This is a genomic window from Mycobacterium gordonae (genome assembly GCF_002101675.1).
Taxonomy (GTDB): domain Bacteria; phylum Actinomycetota; class Actinomycetes; order Mycobacteriales; family Mycobacteriaceae; genus Mycobacterium; species Mycobacterium gordonae.
Window position 1 is genome coordinate 92,800 of the sequence record NZ_LQOY01000014.1, and the last position, 25,384, is coordinate 118,183.

A 25,384-nucleotide genomic window follows, 5' to 3' on the forward strand; every position below is an offset into this window, starting at 1 on the left:
CACAGTAGAGGAAGTCGCCGATGGTTTCAGTTGAGGTGGAGAGGGTCACCAAGCCGCTGCGGGCCGTCGGAGAATTCGTCGCGATGTCATTGGACACGTTCGTGGCGATGTTCAAGTGGCCTTTTCCGTGGCGCGAATTCCTGCTGCAGAGCTGGTTCGTGGCGCGAGTCTCGCTGATCCCGACACTGCTGTTGACCATTCCGTTCACGGTGCTGGTGGTGTTCACCCTCAACATCCTCTTGGTGGAATTCGGTGCCGCCGACTTCTCCGGCACGGGCGCCGCGACCGCCTCGGTCACCCAGATCGGCCCGGTGGTGACGGTTCTCGTCGTCGCCGGCACGGGAGCGACCGCGATGTGCGCCGACCTGGGTTCCCGCGCGATCCACGATGAACTCAGCGCGCTGCGGGTGATGGGTGTGGACCCTGTTCGTCGCCTGGTGGCGCCACGCGTGCTGGCCGCCACCGTGGTGGCGGTGTCCCTGGTGTCGTTGGTGACCCTGGTGGGTCTGGCCGGTTCCTTCGTTTTCTCGGTCTTCGTGCAGCACGTCACCCCCGGGGCGTTCGCCGCGGGCCTGACGCTGATCACCCATCTGCCCGATCTGATCCTCGGGCTGGTCAAGGGAGCGTTGTTCGGGATGGCGGCGGCCCTGATCGCCTGCTACAAGGGCATTTCCGTGAGCAAGGGGCCGCAAGGTGTGGGCAACGCCGTCAACGAAACGGTCGTCTACTCGTTCATCGCGCTGTTTCTGATCAACATCGTCGCCACGGCCGTTTTCTATACGGGGCCGCAATGAACCTGGTGGCGAGCTGGAATCACGCCGGCGCCCAAGTGGCATTCTATGTCAGGACATTCGCCGAAATGCGCACGGCGTTCCGGCGTTACGGCAAGGAAATCGTGCGGCTCGTCGCCCAGATGAGCCTGGGCACCGGTGCGCTGGCGGTGATCGGCGGAACGGTGGTCATCGTCGGCTTCCTCACCTTGTCGACCGGAGCGGTGATCGCCGTGCAGGGCTACAACCAGTTGTCGGGCATCGGTGTCGAGGCGATGACCGGCTTCATCTCCGCCTACGTGAACGTGCGGATCATCGCGCCGGCGGTGGCCGGCGTGGGTCTGGCCGCCACCATCGGGGCTGGGGCGACCGCCCAACTGGGGGCGATGAGCATCGCCGACGAAATCGACGCACTCGAGGTCATGGCGGTGCGCTCGGTGGCCTACCTGGTCTCCACCCGGGTGGTGGCCGGGGTCGCTGTGGTGATCCCGCTGTACTGCGTGGCCGTGGTGTGCGCCTTCCAGGCCGCCCGGTTCGGAACCACCAGACTCTACGGACAGTCCACCGGTGTCTACGACCACTACTTCCACACCTTCCTCAATTCGATCGACCTGCTCTGGTCCTTCGTCACGGTGATCGTCGCGGCGATCGCAATCATGTTGGTGCACACCTACTACGGCTATACCGCCCGCGGTGGACCCGCCGGAGTGGGCGAGGCGGTCGGCCACTCGGTGCGCACCTCGTTGATTGTGTTGACCCTTGTGGTACTTGCGATCTCGCTGGCCGTCCACGGCCAGTCCGGACACTTCAACCTGTCGGGCTAGCCGGGTAGATCGGGGCTGGCATGCAGGAATCACGTCCAGGGGGAATGCATCCCGGGTGGTGGACCCTGATCCTGCTGGTATCGACCGTCGGGGTGGTCGTGGCGACCTCGGCGCTGTTCAGCGGATCGTTCAAGTCCTATGTCACGGTGACACTGATCTCGGACCGGGCCGGGCTGGTGATGGATCGCGGCGGCAAGGTCAAGATGCGCGGGGTGCAGGTGGGCCGGGTCGGCGCCATCGACACCGGCAAGGAAGACGTGCTTATCAGGCTGGACATCTACCCGGGAGAGATCAGATACATCCCGGCCAACGTGCGGGCCCGCATCCGGGCGACCACCCTGTTCAGCGCCAAATACGTCGACCTGGTCTACCCCAGTGACCCCAGTGCCCGGCGCCTGGCCGCCGGTGCTTCGATCAGAGTCGACAGTGTCGGCACCGAGGTCAACACGATGTTCGCCAACCTGGTCAAGGTCCTCAGCCAGATCGACCCGGCCAAGTTGAACGGTGTGCTGTCGGCGCTGGCCGAGGCGCTGCGCGGGCACGGTGCCGCCATCGGACAGGGCATCACCGATGCCAACCAGGTGCTGCTGGCGGTCAATCCGCGGGCGGAGACGATCCGTGCCGATACCCGGGCGGCCGGGAGGATGGCCGACACCTACAGTGCTGCCGCACAAGACATTCTGCAGGCGCTGAACGGGGCCGGTGTCACCGGGGCGACGCTGTCCGACGGGCCCCAGTTGGATGCGTTGTTGGCCGATGTCATCGGGTTGTCGCGCAGCGGTATCGGCGTTCTGGGAGCAAACAGGGACAACCTGATTCAGGCCGTGAACCTGTTGGAGCCCACCACCAACCTGTTGATGAAGTACAACCCCGGCCTGACCTGCATGCTGGTCGGCGCCAAGCTGGCACTGGACACCGGTTACCTGGAGGCAACCGGAGGGGCCAACGGGTATTCACTGGTGATCGACAGCACTCCGCTGTTCGGCGCTGATCAATACCGTTATCCGCAGAACCTTCCGGTCGTCGGGGCCAAGGGCGGACCGGGCGGCAAGCCGGGCTGTGGATCCCTGCCCGACGTCGCGGCGAATTGGCCGCTGCGCCAACTGATCACGGACACGGGATGGGGGACGGGTCTGGACATCCGGCCCAACCCGGGCATTGCCTTCCCGGCCTACGCCGATTACCTGCCGATCACCCGCGGGGTGCCAGAGCCGCCCAGCATCCGGTATCCGGGCGGTCCGGCGCCCGGGCCCATCCCGTATCCCGGTGCGCCGCCCTATGGGGCTGCGCAATACGCACCGGACGGAACCCCGCTCTACCCCGGATTGCCACCGGCGCCCGCGCCCGGTGCACCGCGTGAACCCGGACCTCCGGCGCCGGGATCCGAGCCGTTCGTGGTACCGGAACCGGCCCAGGTGCAACCCACCCCGAGCGGCCACTAAAACACAGGAGCAGCCCACGTGAGAATGACTGTGCCAGGCGCGATCTGGCGGCTCACCGCGTTCATGGCCGTGTGTGTGCTCGGCCTGGTCGCCATGCTGGCGATCTTCGCCGACCTGAGGTTCGGGAAAGAGAAGCAGTACCGGGCACAGTTCAGTAACGTCTCGGGGCTGGAAGTGGACAACTTCGTTCGCATCGCGGGTGTAGAGGTCGGGCAGGTCAAGAAGATCGTGGTCCAAGACGACGGCACCGCACTCGTCGACTTCGGCACCGACGATTCCGTGGTACTGACCGAGGGCACCCGAGCGGTCATTCGGTACCAGAACCTGATCGGTGGCCGCTATCTCTCGCTCGAAGAAGGGCCGGGCGGTACCAGGCGACTCGAACCGGGGGGCACGATTCCGCTGGCCCGCACCGCCCCCGCGCTGGACCTCGACACACTGATCGGCGGGTTCCGGCCGCTGTTCCACGCGCTGGATCCCAACCAGGTCAATGTGTTGTCCAGCGAGCTGATCAAGGCTTTCCAAGGTCAGGGGGCCACCATCAACTCGGTCCTGGTGCGCACTGCGGCGCTGACCAACACCCTCGCCGACCGGGGACAGTTGATCGGTGAGGTCATCGTCAACTTGAACACCGTGCTCGGTTCGCTCGGCGACCAGAGCACCCAATTCGCCAGGGCCGTCGACTCGTTGTCGCAATTGCTGGCCACGCTGGCTGACCGCAAGCGCGACATCAGCACTTCGCTGGCCTACAGCAACGCCGCCGCCGGTTCCCTCGCGGATCTACTGGCCCGCGGACGGCTGCCGCTCGGCAAGACGCTGCACGAATCGGACCGGATAGCGGGTCTGGTCCTGGCCGACCACGACTACTTCGACGATCTGCTGAACACCCTGCCCGACGCCTACCAGATGCTCAACCGCCAGGGCCTGCACGGCGACTTCTTCAGCTTCTACTTGTGCGACCTGATATTGAAGGTGAACGGCAAAGGGGGACAACCGGTCTACGTCAAGGTGGTCGGTCAGCCGTCGGGGAGGTGCACGCCGAAATGAAGTACTTCTCCGAACGCAATCCGCTGGTCGTCGGCGCCGTCGGTGTGGTGGTCATCAGCGCGGCGGTGGTAGCCGCGCTCACCTACAGCAAGCTGCCGTTCTTCAAGTCCGGCAAAGAGTACTCGGCCTATTTCGCCGAAGCCGGTGGGCTGTTGATCGGCACCGCGGTGCAGGTGTCCGGCTACAAGGCCGGCAAGGTCGACGGCATCGCCCTGGACGGGCCCCGGGTTCTGGTCACCTTCGAGGTCGACAAGATTATCCGGCTCGGCGACCGCACCGAGGCGTCCATCAAGACCAAAAGCCTGCTGGGCGCCAAGATTCTGGAGATCTCACCCCGCGGCGACGGCAGGCTGCGCGGGCCGATTCCACTCGAGCGCACGACGTCGCCCTACCAACTTCCCGACGCGCTCGGGGATCTCGCGGCCACCATCAGCGGGCTGGACACCAACCGGCTGTCCGAATCACTGGGCGTGCTGGCCGACACCTTCGCCGACACGGCACCGGACCTCAAGATGGCGCTGAACGGGGTGGCCCGGTTCTCCGCGGTGCTGGCCGACCGCGACGCGCAACTGCGAAAGCTGTTGTCTGATGCCAACAAAGCAACGACCGTGCTCTCCGAGCGCAGCGACCGGATCGTGCGCCTGGTCGCCGACAGCAACGCGGTGCTTGCCCAGCTGCGCAGTCAGAGCCAGGCACTGGATCAGATATCGGGCAACATCGAAGCTGCGAGCCGTCAACTCACCGGCTTCATCGCCGACAACCGGCAGACCCTCAAGCCGACTCTGGACAGACTCAATGCGGCGCTGGCGATCGTCGACAACCGCAAAGAGCGGATTGCACTGGCCATCAAGAAGTTCGACGACTACGCGCTATCCCTGGGCGAGTCCATGTCCACCGGCCCATGGTTCAACTTCTACATCGCGAACCTCATCCCCGGCCAGTTCATTCAGCCGTTCGTCGACGCGGCGTTCTCCGACCTGGGTCTGGATCCCAATGTGTTGCTGCCCTCACAACTCACCGATCCGGAGGTGGGCCAACCCGGTACCCCGGCCCTGCCGATCCCATTCCCACGCACGGGCCAGGGTGGCGAGCCGAGGTTGACCCTCCCGGACGCGATCACCGGCAACCCCGGGGACCCCCGCTACCCCTACCGGGAACCGCCGCCGGCGCCGCCGCTGGGCGGACCGCCACCGGGGCCACCGGCCCTGGCGCCCGGGCAGACGGCCCCGCCGCCGGTACCGACGCACCCGCCGGTCTTCGTGCCGGCACCGGGGGAACAACGATGAACCGCACTGTGATTCGCCTCGGCCTGGGCGCCGTGCTGGTGCTCACTCTGTTGGCCGGAGTCGTGACGATCTGGAATGGGCCGGGTGGCTCCGGCAAGACGACGGTCGTCGCCTACTTCCAGAACAGCAACGGCATCTTCGCCGGTGACGAGGTACGCATCCTGGGGGTGGCCGTCGGCAAGATCGACACCATCGAGCCGCAGCCGCAACGGGTCAAGATCACCTTCTTCTTTGACTCGAAGTACCCGGTGCCCGCGGACGCCAAAGCGGTGATCCTGTCGCCATCACTCGTCACGTCGCGGGCCATCCAGCTGACACCGGCCTACACCGGCGGGCCGCAGCTGCGTGATCACGCGGTGATTCCGCTGGAGCGCACCGCCGTCCCGGTGGAGTGGGACGACCTGCGTTCGGATCTGGAAAGGCTCACCCAGATGCTGCAGCCGACCCGGCCCGGCAATGTCAGCGCGCTGGGAGCGGTAATCAATACCGCCGCCGACAATCTGCGGGGTCAGGGCGCGACCATTCGGGACACTCTGATCAAACTCTCCCAGGCGGTTTCGGCGATCGCAGACCACAGCAATGATCTCTTCAGCACGGTGCGCAACCTGTCGATCCTGGTTTCGGCGCTACACAGCAGCGCTGACCTGATGACACAGCTCAACCAGAACCTCGCCTCGGTGACCGGACTGCTGGCCGACGACCCGGACGAAGTCGGCAAAGCCGTTGCGGCCCTTGCCGATGTGGCCCGCGACGTCACCGGTTTCGTGGCCGAGAACCGCGAGACGTTGGGCAGCACCGCGGACAAGCTGGCGTCGGTGTCCCAGGTGCTCAACGCCAGTCTCGGTGACATCAAGCAGGCGCTGCACATCGCCCCGACCGAGCTGCAGAACTTCATGAACATCTACCAGCCCGCGCAGGGCACGTTAAGCGGCGCGCCGGCCTTCAACAACTTCGCCAACCCCATCGCCTTTCTGTGTGGTGCGATTCAGGCCGCGTCGCGGCTGGGGTATCAACAGTCGGCGAAGCTGTGCGTGCAGTACCTGGCCCCGATCATCAAGAACCGTCAATACAATTTCCCGCCGCTGGGCGAGAACACGGTGGTCGGCGCCGTGGCGCGGCCCAACGAGGTGACCTACAGCGAAGACTGGCTGCGCCCGGACTACGTGCCGCCACAGCCGACGGCGGGCCTGGGCCTGCTTCCGTTGCCGGCCGAAATTCACGCTACCAACCCCGCCGACGGACTGCCGGGATTGCTGCTGCCGGAAGGGGGTAACTGATGATTCGCCGTGGGACGGCAGCTCTGTTGCTGGGGTTAGCCATGCTGAGTCTCGGCGGCTGTGGCTGGCGGGGCCTGAATTCGCTGCCGCTGCCGGGAAGTGTCGGAAACGGACCTGGCTCGTTCACAATTCACGCCCAACTGCCTGACGTGGGGACGCTCGAGCAGAACTCCCGGGTTCAGGTGGGCGATGTGACGGTAGGCAACGTCACCAAGATCGAACGACAGGCATGGCACGCTTTGCTCACCATCAGGCTCAATGGCGATGTCGATCTGCCGGCCAACGCCACCGCGACGATCGGACAGACCAGCCTGCTCGGTTCGCTGCACATCGAACTGGCCGCGCCAACCGATGTTGCCCCGCAAGGCAAGCTCACCGAGGGATCACTGATCCCGCTGGCGTCGGCGGGCAGCTACCCGTCCACGGAACAGACCCTGGCCGCAATCTCGTTGCTGCTCAACGGGGGCGGCATCGGCCAGATTCAGGACATCACTGAGTCGTTGAGTACCGCGCTGGCCGGTCGCGCCGACGATGTACGCAGCCTGATCGAGCAGCTGGACCGGTTCACCGGCTCCGTGGCAGACCAGACCGGCGATATCCTCGCCGCGACGGACAGTCTGAACAACCTGGTCGGCCAGCTGGCCGATCAGCGGCCCGTGCTCGACCGGGCGCTGCAGACTGTCCCGAACGCGCTGGCCATCCTCAAACAGGAGCGACAACAACTGGTCGAGGCCCTCGATCAGATCGGCAAGTTCAGCGCCCTGGCCGCCGACTCCGCCAATCAGACCAAAGAAAATCTGGTGAAGGAGCTCAAAGACCTGGGGCCGGTGCTGGAATCGCTGGCCAACGCCGGCCCGGCCCTGACCCGCTCGCTGGGTCTGCTGCCCACCTATCCCTTCCCGAAAGACACCATCAGCAAGTGGGCCCGCGGCGATTACGCCAACCTGACCGCGATCATCGACCTGACTCTGAGTCGGCTCGACGCCTCATTCCTGACCGGCACCCGGTTCGAGGGCAATCTGACCGAGCTCGAGTTGCAATGGGGCCGCACCATCGGGCAGCTGCCGAGTCCGGCGACGGCCGGTAATCCCCTTGTGGCGCCTTATCATTGGGATCAGGGGCGCTGACATGCCACCGCTGACCAGGCGAATCCTGATCCAACTGGCAATCTTCACGGTCGTCGCGGTGATCGGCGGCACGGTGATGGCGTTGGGCTACATGCAGTTACCGGCCATGCTCGGGGTGGGTCGCTATGAGGTCACCGTGCAGCTGCCCCAGGCCGCCGGTCTCTACGTCAGCGGGAACGTCACCTATCGCGGCACCGAAGTCGGCCGGGTCGACAGCGTGCGTCTTACCGAAACCGGCGTCGCAGCCGTGTTGTCGCTGAAGTCGGGGATCGACATCCCGTCGGACCTCGATGCTCAGGTGCACAGCCAATCGGCGGTGGGCGAGCAGTACGTGGCGCTGCTGCCGCGCCGGGATTCGCGACCGCTGCGCAACGGAGATGTGATCACCCGCGACCGCGTGTCCGTGCCGCCGGATCTCGACACGCTACTGGACTCGGTAAATCGCGGCATGGAAGCGATCCCGCGCGAGAACCTGAAAACCGTTGTGGACGAGTCGTTCACGGCGGTGGGCGGGCTGGGCCCGGAGCTGTCCCGACTGGTGACCGGTACCAGCACGTTGTCCAGCGACGCTCGTAAGAATCTCGGCCCGCTACTGACCCTCATCGATCAATCCAAGCCGGTGCTGGACAGCCAGTCGGCTTCGCCGGACGCGGTGACACAGTGGGCCGCCCACCTGGCCGATATCAGCTCGGGGTTACAGCGCAACGACGGCGCGCTGCGAGACGTGTTGCGCGACGCCGGCCCGGCAGCCGCGCAGGTGCGCCAACTGCTGGACCGGCTGAGCCCGACGCTGCCGATCCTGCTGTCCAACCTGATCGGCGTCGGCCAGGTCGCGCTGACCTATCACGCCGGTATCGAGCAGCTGCTGGTGCTGCTTCCCCAGGCGGTGGCGACGATCCAGGCCATCGGTGTGCCCAACCGCAATACCAAACAGGCCTACCGCGGAGTGTTCCTCAGCTTCAATCTGAGACTCAACCTGCCGCCGCCGTGCACCACCGGTTACCTGCCGGCACAGCAGCAGCGGGTGCCATCCTGGGAGGACCACCCGGACCGGCCGCCGGGCGACCTGTACTGCCGGGTGCCGCAGGACTCGCCGAATAACGTTCGCGGCGTGCGCAATACACCATGCGTCGGCCAGCCCGGCAAACGCGCTCCCACGGTCGCGATGTGTGAAAGTGACGAGCACTACGTCCCGCTCAACGACGGCTACAACTGGAAAGGTGACCCGAACGCGACGCTGTCGGGCCAGCCCGTCCCGCAATTGCCGCCGACTCCGGTGCCGGCCGCCGAGTACGACCCTGCCACCGGCAGCTACGTCGGCCCGGATGGGCGTGTTTACACCCGGTCCGACCTGGCGCCGGCCGGCGGGGAGCGCTCCTGGCAGTCGATGCTGCTGCCGCCCGGGAGTTGACCGCGCCCGCCGCATCGGCCGAGCATTGTGGCCGCGGCACAACGGGATTAGATTCTGGCCTCATGGAGCCTCAATGGCGGCCACTGCGGGAGCCGGCCGCAAACCAGGTGTGGCAGCAGGTCTTGCGGCCCGTCGCTGCCGAATTACGCGTGGGTGCAGGCAAAGTGGCGGAACTGATTGTGCAGCTGTACCAGGCCGAGGCGCCGGAAGTAGTTCCCGACGCGTCGGCCGTTGCCGAGCAGATGGCCAGCACCGAAGCAGCGCTGCACCAGGTGGCTCAGTGCATTGACATCGGGCTGGATCCGTGTAGAGCTGAACTCGCTCCGGCTACGGCGGCTTTCGCCCGCTCCAGCGTGCAACGCAACATTTCGCTCAACGAGCTCATTCGCTCGGTACGTCTGGCTCAGCGGCAACTGTGGCAGTGGCTTTTCGACCAGATCACCGAGGCCGGTCAGCCGGAAGACCACGGTAAGGCGCTCGAACTGGTGACGAACTGGCTGTTCGCGTACATCGACGACTTTCTCGCTCAGGGCGAACATGCGTACGCCATCGAGAGGGAGGCGTGGCTGGGCGGTGCGGCGGCCGCGCGTGCTTCGGCGGTCGATGACATCCTGGCTGGACGCGAGCACGATCCACAGCGGGCGTCGACGCGGCTGCGTTATGACATCAACCGTCACCACGTAGGGGTGCAGACTTGGCTGAACCCGGCGCACGACGTCGGTGGTGAGCAGTCGCTACTCGCCGAGGCCTTGTCACAACTCGCGCGTGCCGTATCAGCGCAGAGCACTCTGGTCCATCCGGCGCGCTCGATGGCCATCGCTGCATGGATCACTAGGCCGCGCGCCTACGCCGTCGAAGACCTGAAAGTGGTTCAGGACGAGGCCGGTACGCTGTTGCCCGGCGGCGTCAGGATTGCGATCGGTGAGCCGGGATGGGGGATTATCGGCTTCCGGCGCAGCCACGTCGAGGCCTCGCACGCCCGGCGGGTCGCCTCGCTGCTGGGGGATAGAGCGGGGCTGGTGACGTGCTACCGCGATGTCGCCGTCGCCGCGCTCGGTTGTGCGGACGCCGAGCATGCCGTCGCGTTCGTCAGACGCGTCCTGGGCCCACTGGCCGCCGACGACGAGACGACTTATCGGATAGCCGGCACACTGGCCGTTTATCTTGAAGAGAACCGCAGCCCGGCCAAGGCCGCGCACCGGCTCTCCGTGCATCCCAACACCATCAGTTATCGGATCAACCAGGCCGAAGGGCTACTGGGTCGCCCGATCGACGCCAACACCGTCGAGCTGTCGGTGGCGCTGGCGTTGCTGCCGGCATTGCCCGGTCTGATTGATCGTCGCACTGCGCAACTGTGACGGCGGCACAAGCCGATCACCCATTTCTGTTGTCGCAGCCCGAGACGGGCCGGGCGGATGCTCCTAGTGTCCCGACTCAGCCGAAAGCGGTCTGGATATTTGGAGGAGATCATGCAAACGCTGCAAGAGCTCGATGTCAACTACATGAAGGGCTCCGACAACCCGTGGGTACCGTTCACACCACTGAGCGACCAGGTCTTCTTGAAGTACTGGAAGATCGACCCGGTGCGCGCAGAGATCATCGTCTCGATGAGAATCCCGGCCGGGGTGGAAATGGGAGCCCACTATCACACCGGAATCGTTGTGGCGCACACGGTTAGCGGAGCATGGCGGTATAAGGAGAGCGACTGGGTCGCGCGTGCCGGAGACACTCTCTACGAGGTCGCGGGCTCGTCGCATAGCCCCGAGAGCTTCGAGGACACCGAGGTCTTCTTCTTCCTGGTCGGCGAGTTGCTCTTCCTCGACGAGGACAACCGGATCCTGTGGCAGGAAAACCACAAGACATCGCTTCAGCGATACCACACCTACTGCGCCGAAAACGGCATACCTCCACGAGATCTCACTAGTTGGACCGCGTAGCCGCGTCCCACTGGCGCTGCACGTCTCGTTCGGCTGCGGTGGGAATCAGTCCGGACGGGGCGAATCGCCGGGAGGCCACTTGATCGTCTTCGCTCAGTGGCCTCCCGGTGCCCCGAATCGCCTTATACGACACCACAATTGCCGAAATGAACACCACCACGACCACCAACGCGAAAACGATGGACAGGGTCCCTTGTACGAGTGAGTTCCGGATCACGTCGTCGAGTTGCGCGGGGTCGGCCGCCGATCCGAAGGATATCTTGCCGCCCTTCCTGGCCGCCGCATACTGGAAGTATTGCGTGAAGTAACCGACTTTGGGGTCTCCGGAGAAGATCTTCTGCCACGAGGCTGTCAGCGTGACGGCCAGGTCCCACAGCAGCGGAACACCCGGAATCCACGCCCATTTCAGGTGGCCCCGTTTGATCACGATGACGGTGATGATGGTCAGCGAGATGGCGGCCAGCAGCTGATTGGCGATGCCGAACAGCGGGAACAGCGAGTTGATACCGCCCAACGGGTCGGTCACCCCCAGTAGCAGCATGCTGCCCCAGGCCGCGACCACCACCAGGCTGCACAACACGGCGCCCGGTCGCCAACTGGGATTGCGGAACCGGCGCAGCGGTCCGCCCAGGTTGCCCAGGGCGTCGGACACCATGAAACGGGCGGCCCGCGTGCCGGCGTCGACGGTGGTCAGTATGAACAGCGCCTCGAACATGATCGCGAAGTGATACCAGAACGCCTTGAGGCCGCTACCGCCGAGCAGCCGGTGCAGCATCTCCGCCATTCCGAACGCCAGGGTGGGCGCGCCGCCGGTACGCGAGACGATGCTCTGCTCGCCGACGCTGTCTGCGGCCTGTTGGATCTGCTCGGCGGTAGCCGGTCTACCCGACAGTCCGAGGCCGTTGACGTATTGTGCTGCTGTTGAGGCCTTTTCGCCGGTCTGAGCGCCCGGAGCGTTCAGGGTGAAGTACAGGTGCTGGTCGAGGATTGTGGCGGTGATCAGCGCCATGACCGCGACGAACGACTCGGTGAGCATCCCGCCGTAACCGATCAGGCGCATCTGGCCTTCCTTCTCCAGCATCTTCGGCGTCGTGCCGGACGAGATCAGGGCGTGGAAGCCGGACAGGGCGCCGCAGGCGATGGTGATGAAGAGGAAGGGGAACAGCGAGCCGGCGAACACCGGCCCGTCGCCGCGGCCGGCGAAATGGGACACGGCCGGCGCCACGATGACCGGTCGCACCACGCAGACCCCGACCGCCAGCAGCGTGATGGTGCCCACTTTCATGAACGTCGACAGATAGTCGCGCGGCGCGAGCAGGAGCCACACCGGCAATACCGAGGCCGCGAAGCCGTAGCCGATCAGCAGCCAGGTCAACGTGACCGGTGAGAGGTTGAACCACGTTGCGCCCCAACGAGTATCAGCGACCCAGCTGCCGGACACCACGGCCAGCAGCAGCAGTGCGCAGCCGATCCCCGACACCTCCGACACCCGCCCCGGCCGCAGGAACCGCAGGTAGAAGCCCATGAACAAGGCGATAGGGATGGTCATGGCGATCGAGAACACACCCCAGGGGCTCTTCGCGAGGGCACGGACCACCACCAGCGCGAGCACCGCGATCACGATCGTGATGATGACCGGAATCCCGATCAGTGCGACCGCACCGGCAGCCGCGCCGAGTTCGTCGCGCACCATCTGACCCAGCGATCGGCCGCGCCGGCGGGTGGAGATCCACAGCACCAGATAGTCCTGCACGCCGCCCGCAAGCACCGCTCCGATCACAATCCAGATCGCGCCCGGCAGGTAGCCCATCTGCGTGGCCAGCACCGGCCCCACCAGCGGGCCCGCTCCGGCGATGGCGGCGAAGTGGTGGCCGAACACCACTCGTCGATCGGTCGGCACATAGTCGGTGCCGTCGTCGAGGATTTCCGCCGGTGTCGCCAGATCATCGCGCGGCCGGACGATTCTGGCTTCGATCAACCGGGCGTAGAACCGGAACGCGATGACGTAGGTGCAGATCGCGGCGACCACCAGCCACATCGCGTTCACCGTCTCGCCGCGGACGAATGCGATGAGGACCCAGGCCACGGCGCCGATCGCCGCGATCACAGCGAAGAAGATCTTGTGCGTGATCGTGATCGGGGAGCGGTCGACGATGGCGACGGGTGGCAGGTCAGGCTCGGTGCGGATGTAGCTGATGTCGCTGTCGGCCACGGCGCACACCCTACGCGGGTGCTGCGGGAATCGCCCGCGGGCGCGGGATCAGTACATGGCGCGCACCGCGTCGATGGTGTCGGCCTCGGCGGGGCTCTTGTCGTCGCGGTAGCGCACCACCCTCGCGAATCGCAGGGCCACCCCGCCCGGGTAGCGGCTCGAGCCCTGCACACCGTCCAGTGCGATCTCGACCACCTGCTCGGGACGGACCGGCACGACGTACCCGTCCGTCCCCTCGGTCGCCAGCTCGGTGAACCGCTGGGTCTGCCAGTCCAGCATGGCGTCGGTCATCCCCTTGAAGGTCTTGCCCACCATGACGAATTGGCCGGACTCCGGATCCCTTGCGCCCAGATGGATGTTCGACAGTTTGCCGCGACGGCGCCCGGAACCCCACTCCACGGCCAGCACCACCAGGTCGAGGGTGTGCACCGGCTTGACCTTCAGCCAGCCCGCGCCGCGGCGGCCCGCCTGATAGGGCGCGCCCGGCGCCTTGGCCATCACCCCTTCGTGGCCCGCGGCCAGCGTCGCCGCAAGGAAGGCGTCTGCGGCCGCCGCATCGGAGGTGGCAAGCCGGTCCACCCGGTGTTGCGCCGGCACCAGCTCGTCCAGCGCCGCGAGCCGTTCGGTGGTCGGCGCGTCCAGTAGGTCGGTGCCGTCCCGGTGCAGGATGTCGAAGAGGAACACCGAAAGCGGCTGCTTGTCTCGCGCCGCTGCTACGTCGACGGATCGCCCGAATCGTGACGCCGTGACCTGGAAGCGATGTGGCCGGTTGTCCGGGCGGAGCGCGATCGCCTCGCCGTCAGCGATCAGCTCGTGGACGGGCAGGGCCAGCGTCGCCTCCACCACCTCGGGCAGCCGTGCCGTGACATCGTCGAGGCTGCGGGTGTAGACGCTGACATCGTCGCCGCGGCGGTGGATCTGGACCCGCGCACCGTCCAGCTTGGCTTCGAAAATCGTTGTGCCGTCGTGGCGTTCGAGCGCGCCGGCGACGTCGGTGGCGGTCTGCGCCAACATCGGCCCGACCGGCCGTCCGACTTGCAGCATGAACGCGTCCAGCGATCCGCCGGAAAGGGCGGCCGCGGCCACCGCCGGCAACTCCCCGCCGAGCATGGCCGCCCGCTGCACCGCGGTGGCGGGGAGCCCCGCGGCTTTGGCCACCGCGTCGGTCATGATCCCGATCAGGGCGCCTTGGCGCAATTCGCCGCCGAGGAGGCGGACCAGGAAGGTCTGTTCGGTGTCGGTCGCCGCGGCGAACAGTCCGGTGATCAATGTGGCGCGCCGCGCCTGGGAGCCCTTGCCCGCGACGGCACCGATCTCGGTGAAGGTGGCGTCCACCCGGTCGACGGTCAGTGCCGGATGCGGCGCGGGTGGCGGCAGGGAGCGCAGTGCCGCCCAGCCGACGCCGATCTGACGTTGCCGAAGCTCGCCGGAAAGCCACGACACGACGGTGGCGACCAGCTCGGGATCGCCGGCGGCACCGCGCAGCAGCTCGGCGATGTGGGCGACCTTGGTCAGGCGCGACGAGGTGGCGCCCACAGTAAGCGAGGTGCTTGCGACGTCGAGGAGGAGCACGGTTTCGAGCTTGGCACGGCTCGGTGACAACGCGTCGGACCCGACGCGCTACCGTGACGGGTTAACGTTACAAATTGCAGTCAAAGTGACAACCCAGATATTGGAGGTTCGGGTGGAGATCAGCGGGAAGAAGGTCGTCGTCATCGGCGGCGCCTCGGGGATGGGACGGGCCAGCGCCGAACTTCTGCACCAGCGCGGCGCGCAGGTCGCGGTGCTCGACCGGGAGAGCTCGGACGGCAAGGCGGTAGCCGACGGGATCGACGGCAAGTTCTATCCCGTGGACGTCACGGACTTCGCCGGCACCGAGCAGGCGCTGCAGGCCGCAGTCGACGATCTGGGCGGTCTGCACGTCACGGTGACGACCGCCGGCGGCGGCATCGCCAAGCGGACCATGACCAAGTCCGGTCCGCACGACCTCGAGTCGTTTCAGTCCGTCATCGACCTCAACCTGATCGCCACCTTCAACATCAGCCGTCTGGCCGCTGCGCACATGGCCAAGAACGAGCCCGAGGACGACGAGCGCGGCGTCATCATCAACACCGCGTCGATCGCGGCGTTCGAAGGTCAGATCGGGCAGGTCGCCTACACCGCCGCCAAGGCCGGTATCGCGGGCATGTGCCTGACCATGGCGCGCGACCTCGGGTCGTTGGGCATCCGCGTGTTGGCCATTGCGCCGAGCCTGTTCGCCACGGGATTGACCCAGGGCATCCCGGACGAGTTCGCGGCGGCCCTGACCAAGGACGCGGCCTTCCCCAAGCGCCTGGGCCGCCCCGAGGAGTACGCGAAACTGGTCGCGGCGATCGTGGACAACCCCATGCTCAACGGCCAGTGCCTGCGGCTGGACGCGGGGCAACGGTTCGCGCCCAAGTAACACCCCGGCCGCGGTTCGCGTCGCAATGAGTACACTCTTTGCAGAATCAGCAGCGCTGCGAGGAGGACCCGTATGGGTATCGCACTGACCGACGACCATCGCGAACTCGCCGAGGTAGCCCGCGGGTTCCTGACCTCCCAGAAGGCGCGGTCGGCGGCACGGTCGCTGCTCGATGCGCCGGAGGAGGAGCGGCCTTCGTTCTGGCAGGGACTGGTGGAACTGGGCTGGCTCGGTCTGCACATCGGCGAAGAGCACGGCGGATCCGGCTACGGACTGCCCGAATTGGTGGTGGTCGTCGAGGAACTCGGGCGTGCGGTGGCGCCCGGGCCGTTCGTGCCGACCGTGATCGCCTCGGCGGTGATCGCCCACGCCGGCACCGCCGACCAGCAGACCCGCTTGCTGCCGGGACTGATCGACGGAACCGTCACCGCCGGCGTCGGTTTGGTTGGCGGCGTGCGGGTTTCCGACGGGGTGGCCGACGGCGAGGCCGGGGTGGTGCTCGGTGCCGGGCTGGCCGACGTGCTGTTGCTGGCGGCCGGTGACGATGTGCTGGTGCTGGACCGCGGACGCTCCGGCGTCTCGGTCGAGGTGCCGGAGAATCTCGACCCGACCCGGCGCTCCGGGCGCGTTCGGCTGCAGGACGTGCAGGTGACCGACGACGACATCTTGTCCGGCGCCGCCGCGTCGGCCCTGGCCCGGGCGCGCACGTTGCTGGCCGCCGAAGCCGTCGGCGGCGCCACCGACTGCGTCGAGTCCGCGGTGGAGTATGCCAAGGTGCGCAAGCAGTTCGGCCGCACCATCGCCACTTTCCAGGCGGTGAAACATCATTGCGCGAACATGCTGGTGGCCGCCGAGTCCGCACTGGCAGCGGTGTGGGACGCCGCCCGTGCGGCGTCGGAGAACGAGGATCAGTTCCGGCTGGTGTCAGCAGTGGCCGCCGCGCTGGCATTCCCCGCGTACGCCCGTAATGCCGAGCTGAACATCCAGGTGCACGGCGGAATCGGATTCACCTGGGAGCACGACGCGCATCTGCATCTGCGCCGTGCGCTGGTGACTTCGGCGCTGCTCGGCGGTGACGCGCCCGCGCGCGACGTGTTCGACCTGACCGCGGCCGGCGTCGTACGGGAGAACAGCCTGGACCTGCCTCCGGAGGCGGAGGAGTTGCGCACCCAGATCCGTTCTGAGGCAGCCGAACTCGCCGGGCTGGAAAAAGCGGCACAACGCGACAAGCTGATCGAGACCGGCTATGTAATGCCGCACTGGCCCAAGCCGTGGGGCCGCGCCGCCGACGCTGTGGAGCAGCTGGTGATCGAAGAGGAGTTCCGCGCAGCGGGCATCAGGCGCCCAGACTACGGCATCACCGGCTGGGTCATCCTCACGCTGATTCAGCACGGAACCGATTGGCAGATCGAAAGATTCGTGGAGAAGGCGCTCCGCAAAGACGAGATCTGGTGCCAGTTGTTCTCCGAGCCGGAGGCCGGCTCGGACGCCGCGTCGGTCAAGACCCGCGCCACCCGGGTCGACGGCGGGTGGAAGATCAACGGCCAGAAGGTCTGGACCAGTGGAGCGCAGTACTGCGCGCGCGGTCTGGCGACCGTGCGCACCGACCCCGAGGCGCCCAAGCACGCCGGCATCACCACCGTCATCGTGGACATGAAAGCCCCGGAGGTGGAGGTGCGCCCGCTGCGGCAGATCACCGGCGGTTCCGAATTCAACGAGGTGTTCTTCAACGACCTGTTCGTGCCCGACGAGGACGTGGTCGGCGCGCCCAACTCCGGGTGGACGGTGGCGCGCGCGACGCTGGGCAACGAGCGGGTCAGCATCGGCGGCAGTGGCTCGTTCTACGAAGGTCTGGCCGGGGAGCTGGTCAAGCAGGCACAACGGCGTTCGGATCAGTTGGCGGGCGCGGTGATTCGGGTGGGGACCTACCTGGCCGAGGAGAATGCGCTGCGACTGCTGAACCTGCGCCGGGCCGCCCGCAGCGTGGAGGGCGCGGGTCCGGGGCCCGAAGGCAATGTCACCAAGCTGAAGCTGGCCGACCACATGATCGAGGGTGCCGCCATTGCGACCGCGCTGAGCGGACCGGAGACCGCGCTGCTGGACGGGCCGGCCGCGTTGGCCGGCCGGATGGTGATGGGTGCCCGCGGCATGGCGATCGCCGGCGGCACATCTGAGGTCACCCGCAACCAGATCGCCGAGCGGATTCTCGGCATGCCTCGCGACCCGCTGATCAACTAGGCCGCTGGCGAGCAGACGCAAGAGCACCGTGGAGCACCAGCTCCACGGTGCTCGAGCGTCTGCTGGCGGGAGTCAGGCGGGGCGGGGGACTGCGGCCAGGCGCGACTGGCCGAGCCAGTCGGGCACCGCTTTGCGCGCGTCCGCGGCGCCGTGAATGGCCAACGCGCCGTTGAGCATTGCCCGCGACCAGGACAGATCGCCGCGCCACAGCTGGATGAGGGTCAGCAGGCTGGTTTCCACCGTCGCGGCCGCCTCGTAGCCGGGGTCGAAGTCGCAGACATCGGCCTCTCCCTCGGATACCACCAGCCACCAGCGGGCGGCCTTGGGGTCCACGCCGGACAGCTGAAAAGCCAGCACGGTGCGGGCCCGCGGCCACGCGTCGACGGAGATCGTGCGACGGATATCCCACATCAGCAGGTGCGGATCGAGATCGTCGTCGCCGAGTTCGGAGATCCAGCGCACGCCCCACGCGCCCAGCGCATCAACCACCGTGGCCAGTTCCTGGCCGCACGTCGTCAGGGAGTAGGACGTTCGGCCATCGAGGTCGGTGCGTTCGACCACACCGGCACGGGTCAGTGACTTCAGGCGCTTGGACAGCAAGGCCGGCGACATTTTCGGTACTCCGCGGCGCAGGTCGTTGAAATGGGCGCTGCCTCGCAGTAGTTCGCGCACGACAAGCAGCGTCCAGCGTTCGTCGAGCAGTTCCATCGCCTTGGCGACGGGGCAGAACTGACTGTAGGTGGACATCGGCACCCTCCCTCGTTTCCAGTAGACGCCGCGCCGAGGCAGTTGACTAGTACAGATTGTGTACCGCAGGTGCTTCACATCTGGCACTGGAACCAGTTCATCGGACGATCCGATGATGGAGATCAACCAGTTCAATCAGAGGGGAAGCCAACGATGACCACAGTCACCGAGCCGGATCGCGGCTACGAAAGCAAGCATCGAGCGCTGTGGGCGCTGGGCGACTACGCGTCGGTTGCGACCGATGTGGTGGCACCGCTGGGTCCGGTCCTGGTGTCGGCCAGCGGTATTGGCGCCGGTGACCGCGTCCTGGACGTGGCGGCCGGATCCGGCAACGCGGCCATCCCGGCCGCGCTGCTCGGTGCCGACGTGATCGCCAGCGATCTCTGCCCGGAGCTGCTGGAACGCGGCCGCCGGCTGGCGCAGGCCCGCGGCGCGCGGCTGCGATGGATGGAGGCCAACGCCGAGGCGCTGCCGTTCGGGGGCGATGCGTTCGACGCGGTGCTGTCCTGCATCGGCGTCATGTTCGCCCCCCATCATCAGCGCTCGGCCGACGAGTTGCTCCGAGTCTGCCGCCCCGGCGGGGTGATCGGGCTGATCAGCTGGACACCCGAAGGCTTCGTCGGCCAGATGTTCGCGACCCTGAAGCCTTACCTGCCGCCACCGCTACCGGGTGCGCAGCCGGCGCCCCTGTGGGGCGACGATAATCATGTCCGGGATCTGCTGTCGGACCGCATTACCGGCTTCGCGGCACGGCGAGAGATGTTGCCGGTGGCTACTTTCGGTGACGGGGCGGCCTTCCGGGACTTCTTCAAGGCGAACTATGGGCCGACGGTCGCCGCTTACCGGGAAATCGCCGGGGACCCCGACCGCGTCGCGGCGCTGGATGCGGAGTTGGCGGCACTGGGCGACCGCCATCTGGCCGGAGGGTCGACGATGCGGTGGGAGTACCTGCTGGTTACCGCGCGCAAGCGCTGACCCGGCCCTGGTGAGCAGACGCAAAGCGCCCCAAAATCGGTGATTTGGGGCGCTTTTGCGTCTGCTCGCGCAACTAGGCGACAGGCGCGAACAGCGGGGCACCGGCGGTGCCACGCTCCGGCCGGATGGCGACAGGCATCCCGCAGGACACCGAATCCGGTTCGCAGTCAACAATGTTCGCGGCAACGCGCAGCCCGCTCTGTTCGGCCAGTTCGACCAGTGCGATCACGTACGGCGTCGGGATCTCCGGGTTGTAAGGGTGGTAGTTGACGGTGTAGGTGAACACCGTGCCGTGGCCGGACACCGGTTTGGTTATCAGCGGACCACCGCAATCACGGCACTGACCGGCCGCGGGATGCACCCAGTGTGCGCACTTGTCGCAGTGCTCGACGAGCAACGGGGAAGTCGACACGACAAATACAGTACACTCAATTCGTCCCGATATGTCGCGGTGTGGTCTACGGACGGTGTAGATGAAGTACTTCGAAAAAGAAGCGATCGTGTCCGGCATCGGCATCTCGCGCATCGGCCGACGCACCGGTATTCCCGGTCGGGACCTGACCATGGAGGCGGTGCGGACCGCCATCGACGACGCCGGCCTGCGGGCGGCCGATATCGACGGCATCGCGACACTGGGTGACACGCCGGCCGCCGAGGTCAACGCCGAACTGCAGATCGATGCCGCCGATTGCGGCAGTGGATTCGGCACCGGCGGTCTGCTCAGCCCGGTGATGTCGGCATGCCGCGCAGTCTCGGAGCGACGCGCCCGCCATGTGGTGGTCTACCGCACCATCCAGATGTTGGGCGGCACGATCCTGCAGGACAAAGACGCCCCCGCCCCACCGCTCGCCCGGATGTTCGATGCCCCCGAAGGAGAGCGTCCTGCCGTCGGCGCCATGGACGACATCAACGACCTGGTTGCCGCGCACGCCTACTCGGCGGCCAACTGGTTGGCCCTGAACTGCCGTCGGCACATGGAACAGTACGGAACCACCAAGGAGCAACTGGGCTGGATCGCTCTCAACGGCCGTCGCAATGCGGCACTGAATCCCCTTGCGGTGTATCGGGATCCGATGACAATGGCCGATTACCTGGGCGCCCGCCCGGTGTCCACACCGTTCGGATTGCTGGATTGCGATGTGCCCATCGACGGCTCGATCGCCGTCGTGGTGTCGCACGCCGAGTACGCCGGGGACTGCCCGCACCGCGCCGTGAAAGTGGAGGCCATCGGCGGTTCCGACGGTGCCGGCGGGTGGTTCCACCGCCAGGATTACCCGAAGATGGCGATGTCGGACGCCACGGCGCAGATGTGGTCGCACACAGAGCTGAGGCCCGCCGACCTCGACGTCGCCCAGCTTTACGACGGTTTCACCTACCTGACCCTGTCCTGGCTGGAAGCCCTCGGGGTGTGCGGCGACGGCGAGTCAGGTCCGTTCGTTGAAGGCGGCGCCCGCATCGCCAGAGACGGGCAGCTGCCGCTGAACACCTATGGCGGCCAACTTTCAGCCGGGCGCATGCACGGCTACTGGGCACTGCACGAAGGGTGTCTGCAACTGCGCGGCGAGGCGGGGGAGCGGCAGGTGGAGCGGCGTCCCGAAGTCGGCGTGGTGTCCGTCGGTGGCGGACCGGTCGCGGGATGCATGCTGCTCACATGCTGAGCCGGCAGTGACCGCCGAACCGGACCAGGTCCGGTCGGACAAGCTGGCCGCGAAGATCGCCCGTCGTATCGAGGAGGACATCGTCCGCCGCGGCTGGGTGGTCGGGGAGTCACTCGGCTCGGAAGCCGCTCTGCAACAACGCTATGGCGCGAGCCGGTCGGTACTGCGCGAGGCCGTCCGCCTTCTCGAGCACCACCAGGTCGCCCGGATGCGACGCGGACCCAACGGCGGGTTGATCATCTGCGAGCCCGATGCCGGGCCGGCGACCCGCGCCGTCGTCATCTACCTGGAACACTTGGGCACCACACTGGCCGACCTGCTCAACGCGCGGTTGGTGCTCGAGCCGCTGGCGGCCGCGCTGGCCGCCGAACGCATCGACGAGGCGGGAATCGGCCGGTTGCGATCGGTGCTCAGCGCTGAGCAGCAGTGGCGGCCCGGCCGGCCCCTCGACGAATTCCACACCGCGCTGGCCGAGCAATCGAAAAACCCGGTGCTGCAACTATTTATCGATGTCTTGATGAGGCTGACGAAGCGTTATGCCCGCACCGCGCGGACCGGCTCCGCGGCCGAGGCGGCCGACGCCGCTCACCAGATGCGCGGTGCCCACGCCGACATCGTCGCGGCCGTCACCGCCGGCGATTCGGCGCGGGCCAAGACCCTCAGTGAGCGGCACGTGCAGCGGGTGACGGCCTGGCTGGCCGAACACCAGGACCCGGCACGTCGGGCCAGACCCGGCTCGGCGGGCAAGCGACTCGCCTCCGAAGCGCCGCGCGGCAAGCTCGCCGAAGTGCTGGCGGCCAACATCGCCGACGACATCGCCGCCACCGGCTGGCAGGTGGGTTCGGTCTTCGGCACCGAGACGGCGCTGCTGCAGCGGTACCGGGTGAGCCGGGCGGCACTGCGTGAGGCGGTGCGGCTACTGGAATATCACCAGGTTGCGCACATGCGTCGGGGCCCCGGCGGCGGCCTCGTCGTCGCCAGACCGCGCGCCCAGGCCAGCATCGACACCATCGCGCTGTATCTGCAATACCGCAAGCCGACGTGGGAAGACTTGCGCTGCGTGCGGGAAGCCATCGAGATTGACAACGTGGTCAACGTGGTGGCGCGCCGCGCCCAACCCGACGTGGCCGCTTTCCTGGACCCGCACGGTTGGTCGACAGTGGCGGGAGACGTCGGCGGCGATGCGCGCGACGCGGCCGTCGAGGAGTTCCGCTTTCATGTCGGTCTGGCGCACCTGGCCGGCAACGCGCTGCTCGACCTTTTCCTGCGCATCATCGTCGAACTGTTCCGCCGGCACTGGTCCACGACCGGTCAGGCCCAGCTGACGCGGACCGACGTGGCCGCTGTCGGCGACGCTCACCTGCGGATCCTGGAGGCCATCGATTGCGGTGACGACAGCCTGGCGCGCTACCGCATCCGGCGGCACCTGGACGCCGCGGCGTCCTGGTGGCTCTGAGCGCGACACGCCCCACCGCAAAGCCCGCGCTTAGCAAAGCCTCGCTGGGGGTACAGGGATACTCAAGTAATCGCGGTACAGCGGCGTACCGGCTGACGTTGGGTGGGAGTCTCTATGACCGCGGGCACGGAGATCAGACCCCTGGGCGCCGAGAGAGGCTTCCTGCACTCTGCGCTGTTGTATCAGTCCGAACGCCAGTGCCTGGATTTCGTGGTCCGATTCGCTGCGGACGGCTTTGCTCTGGACGAACCGGTGCTGGTCGCTGTGCCGCGCGACAGGTTGGCGATGCTGGGCCCGGCGCTGTGGGCCGCGCGCGCCGGATGCGATGCCGAACTCCGGTTGGTCGACATCACGGACGTAGCGCGCAATCCCAGTCGGTTTTTGGCCATGGAAACCGCCTTCGCCGAGAAGCACCCAGATCAGACTGTCCGCGTCGTGAGTGAACTGGTCTGGCCGGGCCGCAGCGCCGACGAATGTCTGTCCTGCGTGGAGCACGAGGCGATGAGTAATGGGGCGTTGAAAGCGCGAAACGTGCTGGGGTTGTGTCTGTATGACGCGACTCATTTGCCGGACGGGGTGCTGGCGGATGCCCGCCGCACCCACCCGTTGCTGTGGAAAGGTGACTCGGCTTGTCCCAGCGATGATTACGCGCCCGGCGAGGTACTGGCGCGCTGCAATCAACCGCTGCCTTTAAACCCGGGCGCGGTGACCTACATGGTGCGGCGCAGCGCGGACCTGCGTCCGGCGCGGTCGTTCGCCGCCGACTACGCCGGCTGGGTCGGACTGTCCAAGGACGGTCGGGACGACCTGCAGATGATCGCCACCGAACTCGCAACGAACAGCCTGCAGTACGCGGGCGGCGCGTGCCGCCTCGCCTTTTGGCGCCACGACGAGCATCTGGTGTGCGAGGCACGCGACGCCGGGCGACTGGAAGACCCCTACGTCGGACTGAGACGCCCGAACGGCAGTGGCACCGCTAGTCGCGGTCTGTTCCTGGTCAACGCGATGGCCGATCTGGTGCGCACCCACACCACCGCGAACGGCACCACCATCCAGGCGTACCTGAGGCTGGACTCCGCGCGGGACTGCTGACCGGGTACGGGCTGATAACTTCGGTCAGCCGAGCTGCCCGGTGTTGCCTTCCGGGGTACGCGCTGGGCTCATCTGATTACTGCAACCCACCGCGAACAACGCGAACGCCGCAAGAATCAGGGCTCCCACCGTCTGCAGGGTTTTCCGCTTGGTACGCATTGTTCTCGCCTTTCTCCGCCGTGCCGGGGCGTGTTTCATGTGACGACTTCGAACGTCTGTGATGCTATCGCCGCGCAGCGTTTAGCGAGTCGGTTTTTCAGAGAACCGCGGAAAATCCAGATGAATTCAATTGGCAAGAAGCGAGCTGGCAATTGGGTGTTGAGGGGTAAAGCATTCATTCGGTACGTCAGCCCGCTGGGAACCGACTGCGAGTGCAGCGGTTCCCAGCGGGTTCCCCCGACGTTATTGGGGTGATTACTGAGCGGCGGGTGAAGGAGGCGTACCCACGGTGCCGCCGACCGAACCCGCCGTTTGCGCCGTACAACCAGCCGACGCCACGGCGAAAGCAGTGGCCAACACGGCGACCACGACTTTCACCGCCTGAATCCCCCTGCCAGATCTGCGTACTTTCATCGGCTACCCCCTTCGTTTGCTGATTACCCCATTTAGCGAATTAATCGCTATCAAGATGCTAACTCCGGCAATGCGTCGAGCGAGCGGTTTTGCATCGAAATGGGCGCATTGCATTTCCGTCCGCAGGAAAACCGGTTGCGCGCCCGGGCGCCGGCGGTCTAGTGTCTGCGCTCGTGCGTCTTGTGTTGCATGCCGTAGTAGCCAGCACCCGCAGCGGGGTCTGATCCAGACCGACCCCCCGCTGTGGGTCGGAAGCTACTACCGTCGGTCGCTCCTTCGAGCAAGAGAAGACCGTCGCAATGACCATCCTCAGCCAGGATCTCCACCACCCCGCGGCTATTGATTCCGCCGAGGAATGGTTTCGTCACCATTTCGGCGTGGCGCTGCCGGCCGGCCTGCGTGAGCAGGCCGGGGCGCTGTCGTGGCAGCGATTCGTCGCCGTCTTCAGCCCTCTTGCCGGTCCGGTGCGACTTGGACAGTGGTCCTGCGACGATGCCCACCGCCCGGCGAGCCGGATGGGTCCCCAGGCGCGCACCTTTCGCGCCGTCATCGCCGTCGGCGATCGCATCGGCACGTCGACGGCGGCCGGCGGCGGTGAAGTCGCGGCACTCACCGCCATGCTGCATGGACGCGGAATTCGGCTGGAAATATTGAAGTTTCACCAGATGTGCTCGGGAAACGACGTGGCTACCCTGGTTCGGGGCACCGACGGTACTCACCCGGCATGGGCCATGGGGTGGGCTGAGGACCGGACCGAGTCGGCGTTGCGTGCGGTGATCGGCTGCGTCAACCGGCTGCTCGCTTCCGGTTGCCCGGCTTGAGCCTGGAGGGAAACGAGCGCGGGAGGGTACTGCGGAACGAGCCGCTGT

The 25,384-nt window shown here is 66.6% G+C and carries 22 protein-coding genes; 17 read left to right on the top strand and 5 right to left on the bottom strand.

All coding sequences use genetic code 11. From position 1 onward, the window contains the following. The first annotated feature begins 20 nt into the window (after nt 1-20). The 10 genes from AWC08_RS01845 (at nt 21) to AWC08_RS01890 (ending at nt 11,121) form a co-directional block, all read left to right on the top strand. Nucleotides 21-794 carry an MlaE family ABC transporter permease gene (locus AWC08_RS01845; protein ID WP_065134290.1) on the top strand — a complete coding sequence of 258 codons (774 nt, stop codon included), beginning with the start codon at nt 21-23 and terminating at the stop codon, nt 792-794. After that, nucleotides 791-1,594: an ABC transporter permease gene (locus AWC08_RS01850; protein ID WP_065134291.1), complete on the top strand. Its 804-nt coding sequence runs from the start codon at nt 791-793 to the stop codon at nt 1,592-1,594. The genes AWC08_RS01845 and AWC08_RS01850 overlap by 4 nt, the downstream gene beginning before the upstream one ends. Nucleotides 1,595-1,614: 20 nt before the next feature. Further along, nucleotides 1,615-3,036, top strand: a complete 1,422-nt coding sequence (locus tag AWC08_RS01855) for an MCE family protein (protein WP_065134292.1) — start codon at nt 1,615-1,617, stop codon at nt 3,034-3,036. Nucleotides 3,037-3,060: 24 nt separating this feature from the next. Continuing rightward, on the top strand, nt 3,061-4,083 hold the full coding sequence (locus tag AWC08_RS01860; RefSeq protein ID WP_065134293.1) for an MCE family protein: 1,023 nt from the start codon (nt 3,061-3,063) through the stop codon (nt 4,081-4,083). Next, nucleotides 4,080-5,369, top strand: a complete 1,290-nt coding sequence (locus AWC08_RS01865) for an MCE family protein (protein ID WP_065134294.1) — start codon at nt 4,080-4,082, stop codon at nt 5,367-5,369. Before AWC08_RS01860 ends, AWC08_RS01865 begins: the two co-directional genes overlap by 4 nt. Continuing rightward, nucleotides 5,366-6,646, top strand: a complete 1,281-nt coding sequence (locus AWC08_RS01870) for a virulence factor Mce family protein (protein WP_065134295.1) — start codon at nt 5,366-5,368, stop codon at nt 6,644-6,646. The genes AWC08_RS01865 and AWC08_RS01870 overlap by 4 nt, the downstream gene beginning before the upstream one ends. Further along, the gene (locus AWC08_RS01875) at nt 6,646-7,773 is read left to right on the top strand and encodes a virulence factor Mce family protein (RefSeq protein ID WP_065134296.1); all 1,128 of its coding nucleotides are present in this window, start codon (nt 6,646-6,648) and stop codon (nt 7,771-7,773) included. Before AWC08_RS01870 ends, AWC08_RS01875 begins: the two co-directional genes overlap by 1 nt. 1 nt (nt 7,774) lies before the next feature. Further along, nucleotides 7,775-9,184 carry an MCE family protein gene (locus tag AWC08_RS01880; protein WP_065134297.1) on the top strand — a complete coding sequence of 470 codons (1,410 nt, stop codon included), beginning with the start codon at nt 7,775-7,777 and terminating at the stop codon, nt 9,182-9,184. A gap of 62 nt (nt 9,185-9,246) precedes the next feature. Continuing rightward, nucleotides 9,247-10,542 (top strand): PucR family transcriptional regulator, encoded by a 1,296-nt coding sequence (locus AWC08_RS01885; protein ID WP_069433730.1) that lies wholly within the window; start codon nt 9,247-9,249, stop codon nt 10,540-10,542. 111 nt (nt 10,543-10,653) lie between these two features. Next, nucleotides 10,654-11,121 (top strand): 2,4'-dihydroxyacetophenone dioxygenase family protein, encoded by a 468-nt coding sequence (locus AWC08_RS01890; protein WP_065134300.1) that lies wholly within the window; start codon nt 10,654-10,656, stop codon nt 11,119-11,121. Here the strand turns inward: AWC08_RS01890 and AWC08_RS01895 are convergent. Together AWC08_RS01895 and AWC08_RS01900 are read right to left on the bottom strand one after the other, a co-directional pair. Continuing rightward, entirely contained in the window at nt 11,105-13,333 is a 2,229-nt protein-coding gene (locus tag AWC08_RS01895; protein ID WP_232007864.1) for a carbon starvation CstA family protein, read from the bottom strand. The genes AWC08_RS01890 and AWC08_RS01895 overlap by 17 nt on opposite strands. A 48-nt stretch (nt 13,334-13,381) precedes the next feature. Further along, the gene (locus AWC08_RS01900; RefSeq protein WP_065136922.1) at nt 13,382-14,905 is read right to left on the bottom strand and encodes an ATP-dependent DNA ligase; all 1,524 of its coding nucleotides are present in this window, start codon (nt 14,903-14,905) and stop codon (nt 13,382-13,384) included. A gap of 112 nt (nt 14,906-15,017) precedes the next feature. Between AWC08_RS01900 and AWC08_RS01905 the strand changes: the two genes are divergently transcribed. Continuing rightward, nucleotides 15,018-15,776 (top strand): SDR family NAD(P)-dependent oxidoreductase, encoded by a 759-nt coding sequence (locus AWC08_RS01905; RefSeq protein ID WP_065136908.1) that lies wholly within the window; start codon nt 15,018-15,020, stop codon nt 15,774-15,776. Nucleotides 15,777-15,848: 72 nt separating this feature from the next. Continuing rightward, nucleotides 15,849-18,014 (top strand): acyl-CoA dehydrogenase family protein, encoded by a 2,166-nt coding sequence (locus AWC08_RS01910; RefSeq protein WP_065136909.1) that lies wholly within the window; start codon nt 15,849-15,851, stop codon nt 18,012-18,014. A gap of 72 nt (nt 18,015-18,086) precedes the next feature. Here AWC08_RS01910 and AWC08_RS01915 read toward each other — a convergent pair whose 3' ends face one another. Next, entirely contained in the window at nt 18,087-18,761 is a 675-nt protein-coding gene (locus AWC08_RS01915) for a winged helix-turn-helix transcriptional regulator (protein WP_065136923.1), read from the bottom strand. 153 nt (nt 18,762-18,914) lie between these two features. On the opposite strand from AWC08_RS01915, the gene AWC08_RS01920 reads away from it, so the two are divergent. Beyond that, entirely contained in the window at nt 18,915-19,736 is an 822-nt protein-coding gene (locus AWC08_RS01920) for a class I SAM-dependent methyltransferase (protein WP_065136910.1), read from the top strand. Between the two features lie 73 nt (nt 19,737-19,809). Here the strand turns inward: AWC08_RS01920 and AWC08_RS01925 are convergent, their stop codons facing one another. Then, nucleotides 19,810-20,148 carry a Zn-ribbon domain-containing OB-fold protein gene (locus tag AWC08_RS01925; protein ID WP_065136911.1) on the bottom strand — a complete coding sequence of 113 codons (339 nt, stop codon included), beginning with the start codon at nt 20,146-20,148 and terminating at the stop codon, nt 19,810-19,812. 61 nt (nt 20,149-20,209) lie between these two features. Between AWC08_RS01925 and AWC08_RS01930 the strand changes: the two genes are divergently transcribed. From AWC08_RS01930 to AWC08_RS01940, 3 genes are all read left to right on the top strand, one after another. Continuing rightward, nucleotides 20,210-21,394: a thiolase family protein gene (locus tag AWC08_RS01930; protein ID WP_065136912.1), complete on the top strand. Its 1,185-nt coding sequence runs from the start codon at nt 20,210-20,212 to the stop codon at nt 21,392-21,394. A 7-nt stretch (nt 21,395-21,401) separates the two neighbouring features. Continuing rightward, nucleotides 21,402-22,850 carry a FadR/GntR family transcriptional regulator gene (locus AWC08_RS01935; protein WP_065136913.1) on the top strand — a complete coding sequence of 483 codons (1,449 nt, stop codon included), beginning with the start codon at nt 21,402-21,404 and terminating at the stop codon, nt 22,848-22,850. Between the two features lie 114 nt (nt 22,851-22,964). Further along, on the top strand, nt 22,965-23,942 hold the full coding sequence (locus tag AWC08_RS01940; RefSeq protein WP_065136914.1) for a sensor histidine kinase: 978 nt from the start codon (nt 22,965-22,967) through the stop codon (nt 23,940-23,942). A gap of 24 nt (nt 23,943-23,966) precedes the next feature. On the opposite strand, the gene AWC08_RS38905 is transcribed toward AWC08_RS01940, so the two are convergent. Then, nucleotides 23,967-24,101 (bottom strand): hypothetical protein, encoded by a 135-nt coding sequence (locus AWC08_RS38905; RefSeq protein WP_256100048.1) that lies wholly within the window; start codon nt 24,099-24,101, stop codon nt 23,967-23,969. Nucleotides 24,102-24,814: 713 nt separating this feature from the next. On the opposite strand from AWC08_RS38905, the gene AWC08_RS01945 reads away from it, so the two are divergent. After that, a complete protein-coding gene (locus AWC08_RS01945) occupies nt 24,815-25,336 on the top strand; it encodes a 2-isopropylmalate synthase (RefSeq protein WP_065136915.1) in 522 nt (173 codons plus the stop codon). Nucleotides 25,337-25,384 lie beyond the last annotated feature (48 nt).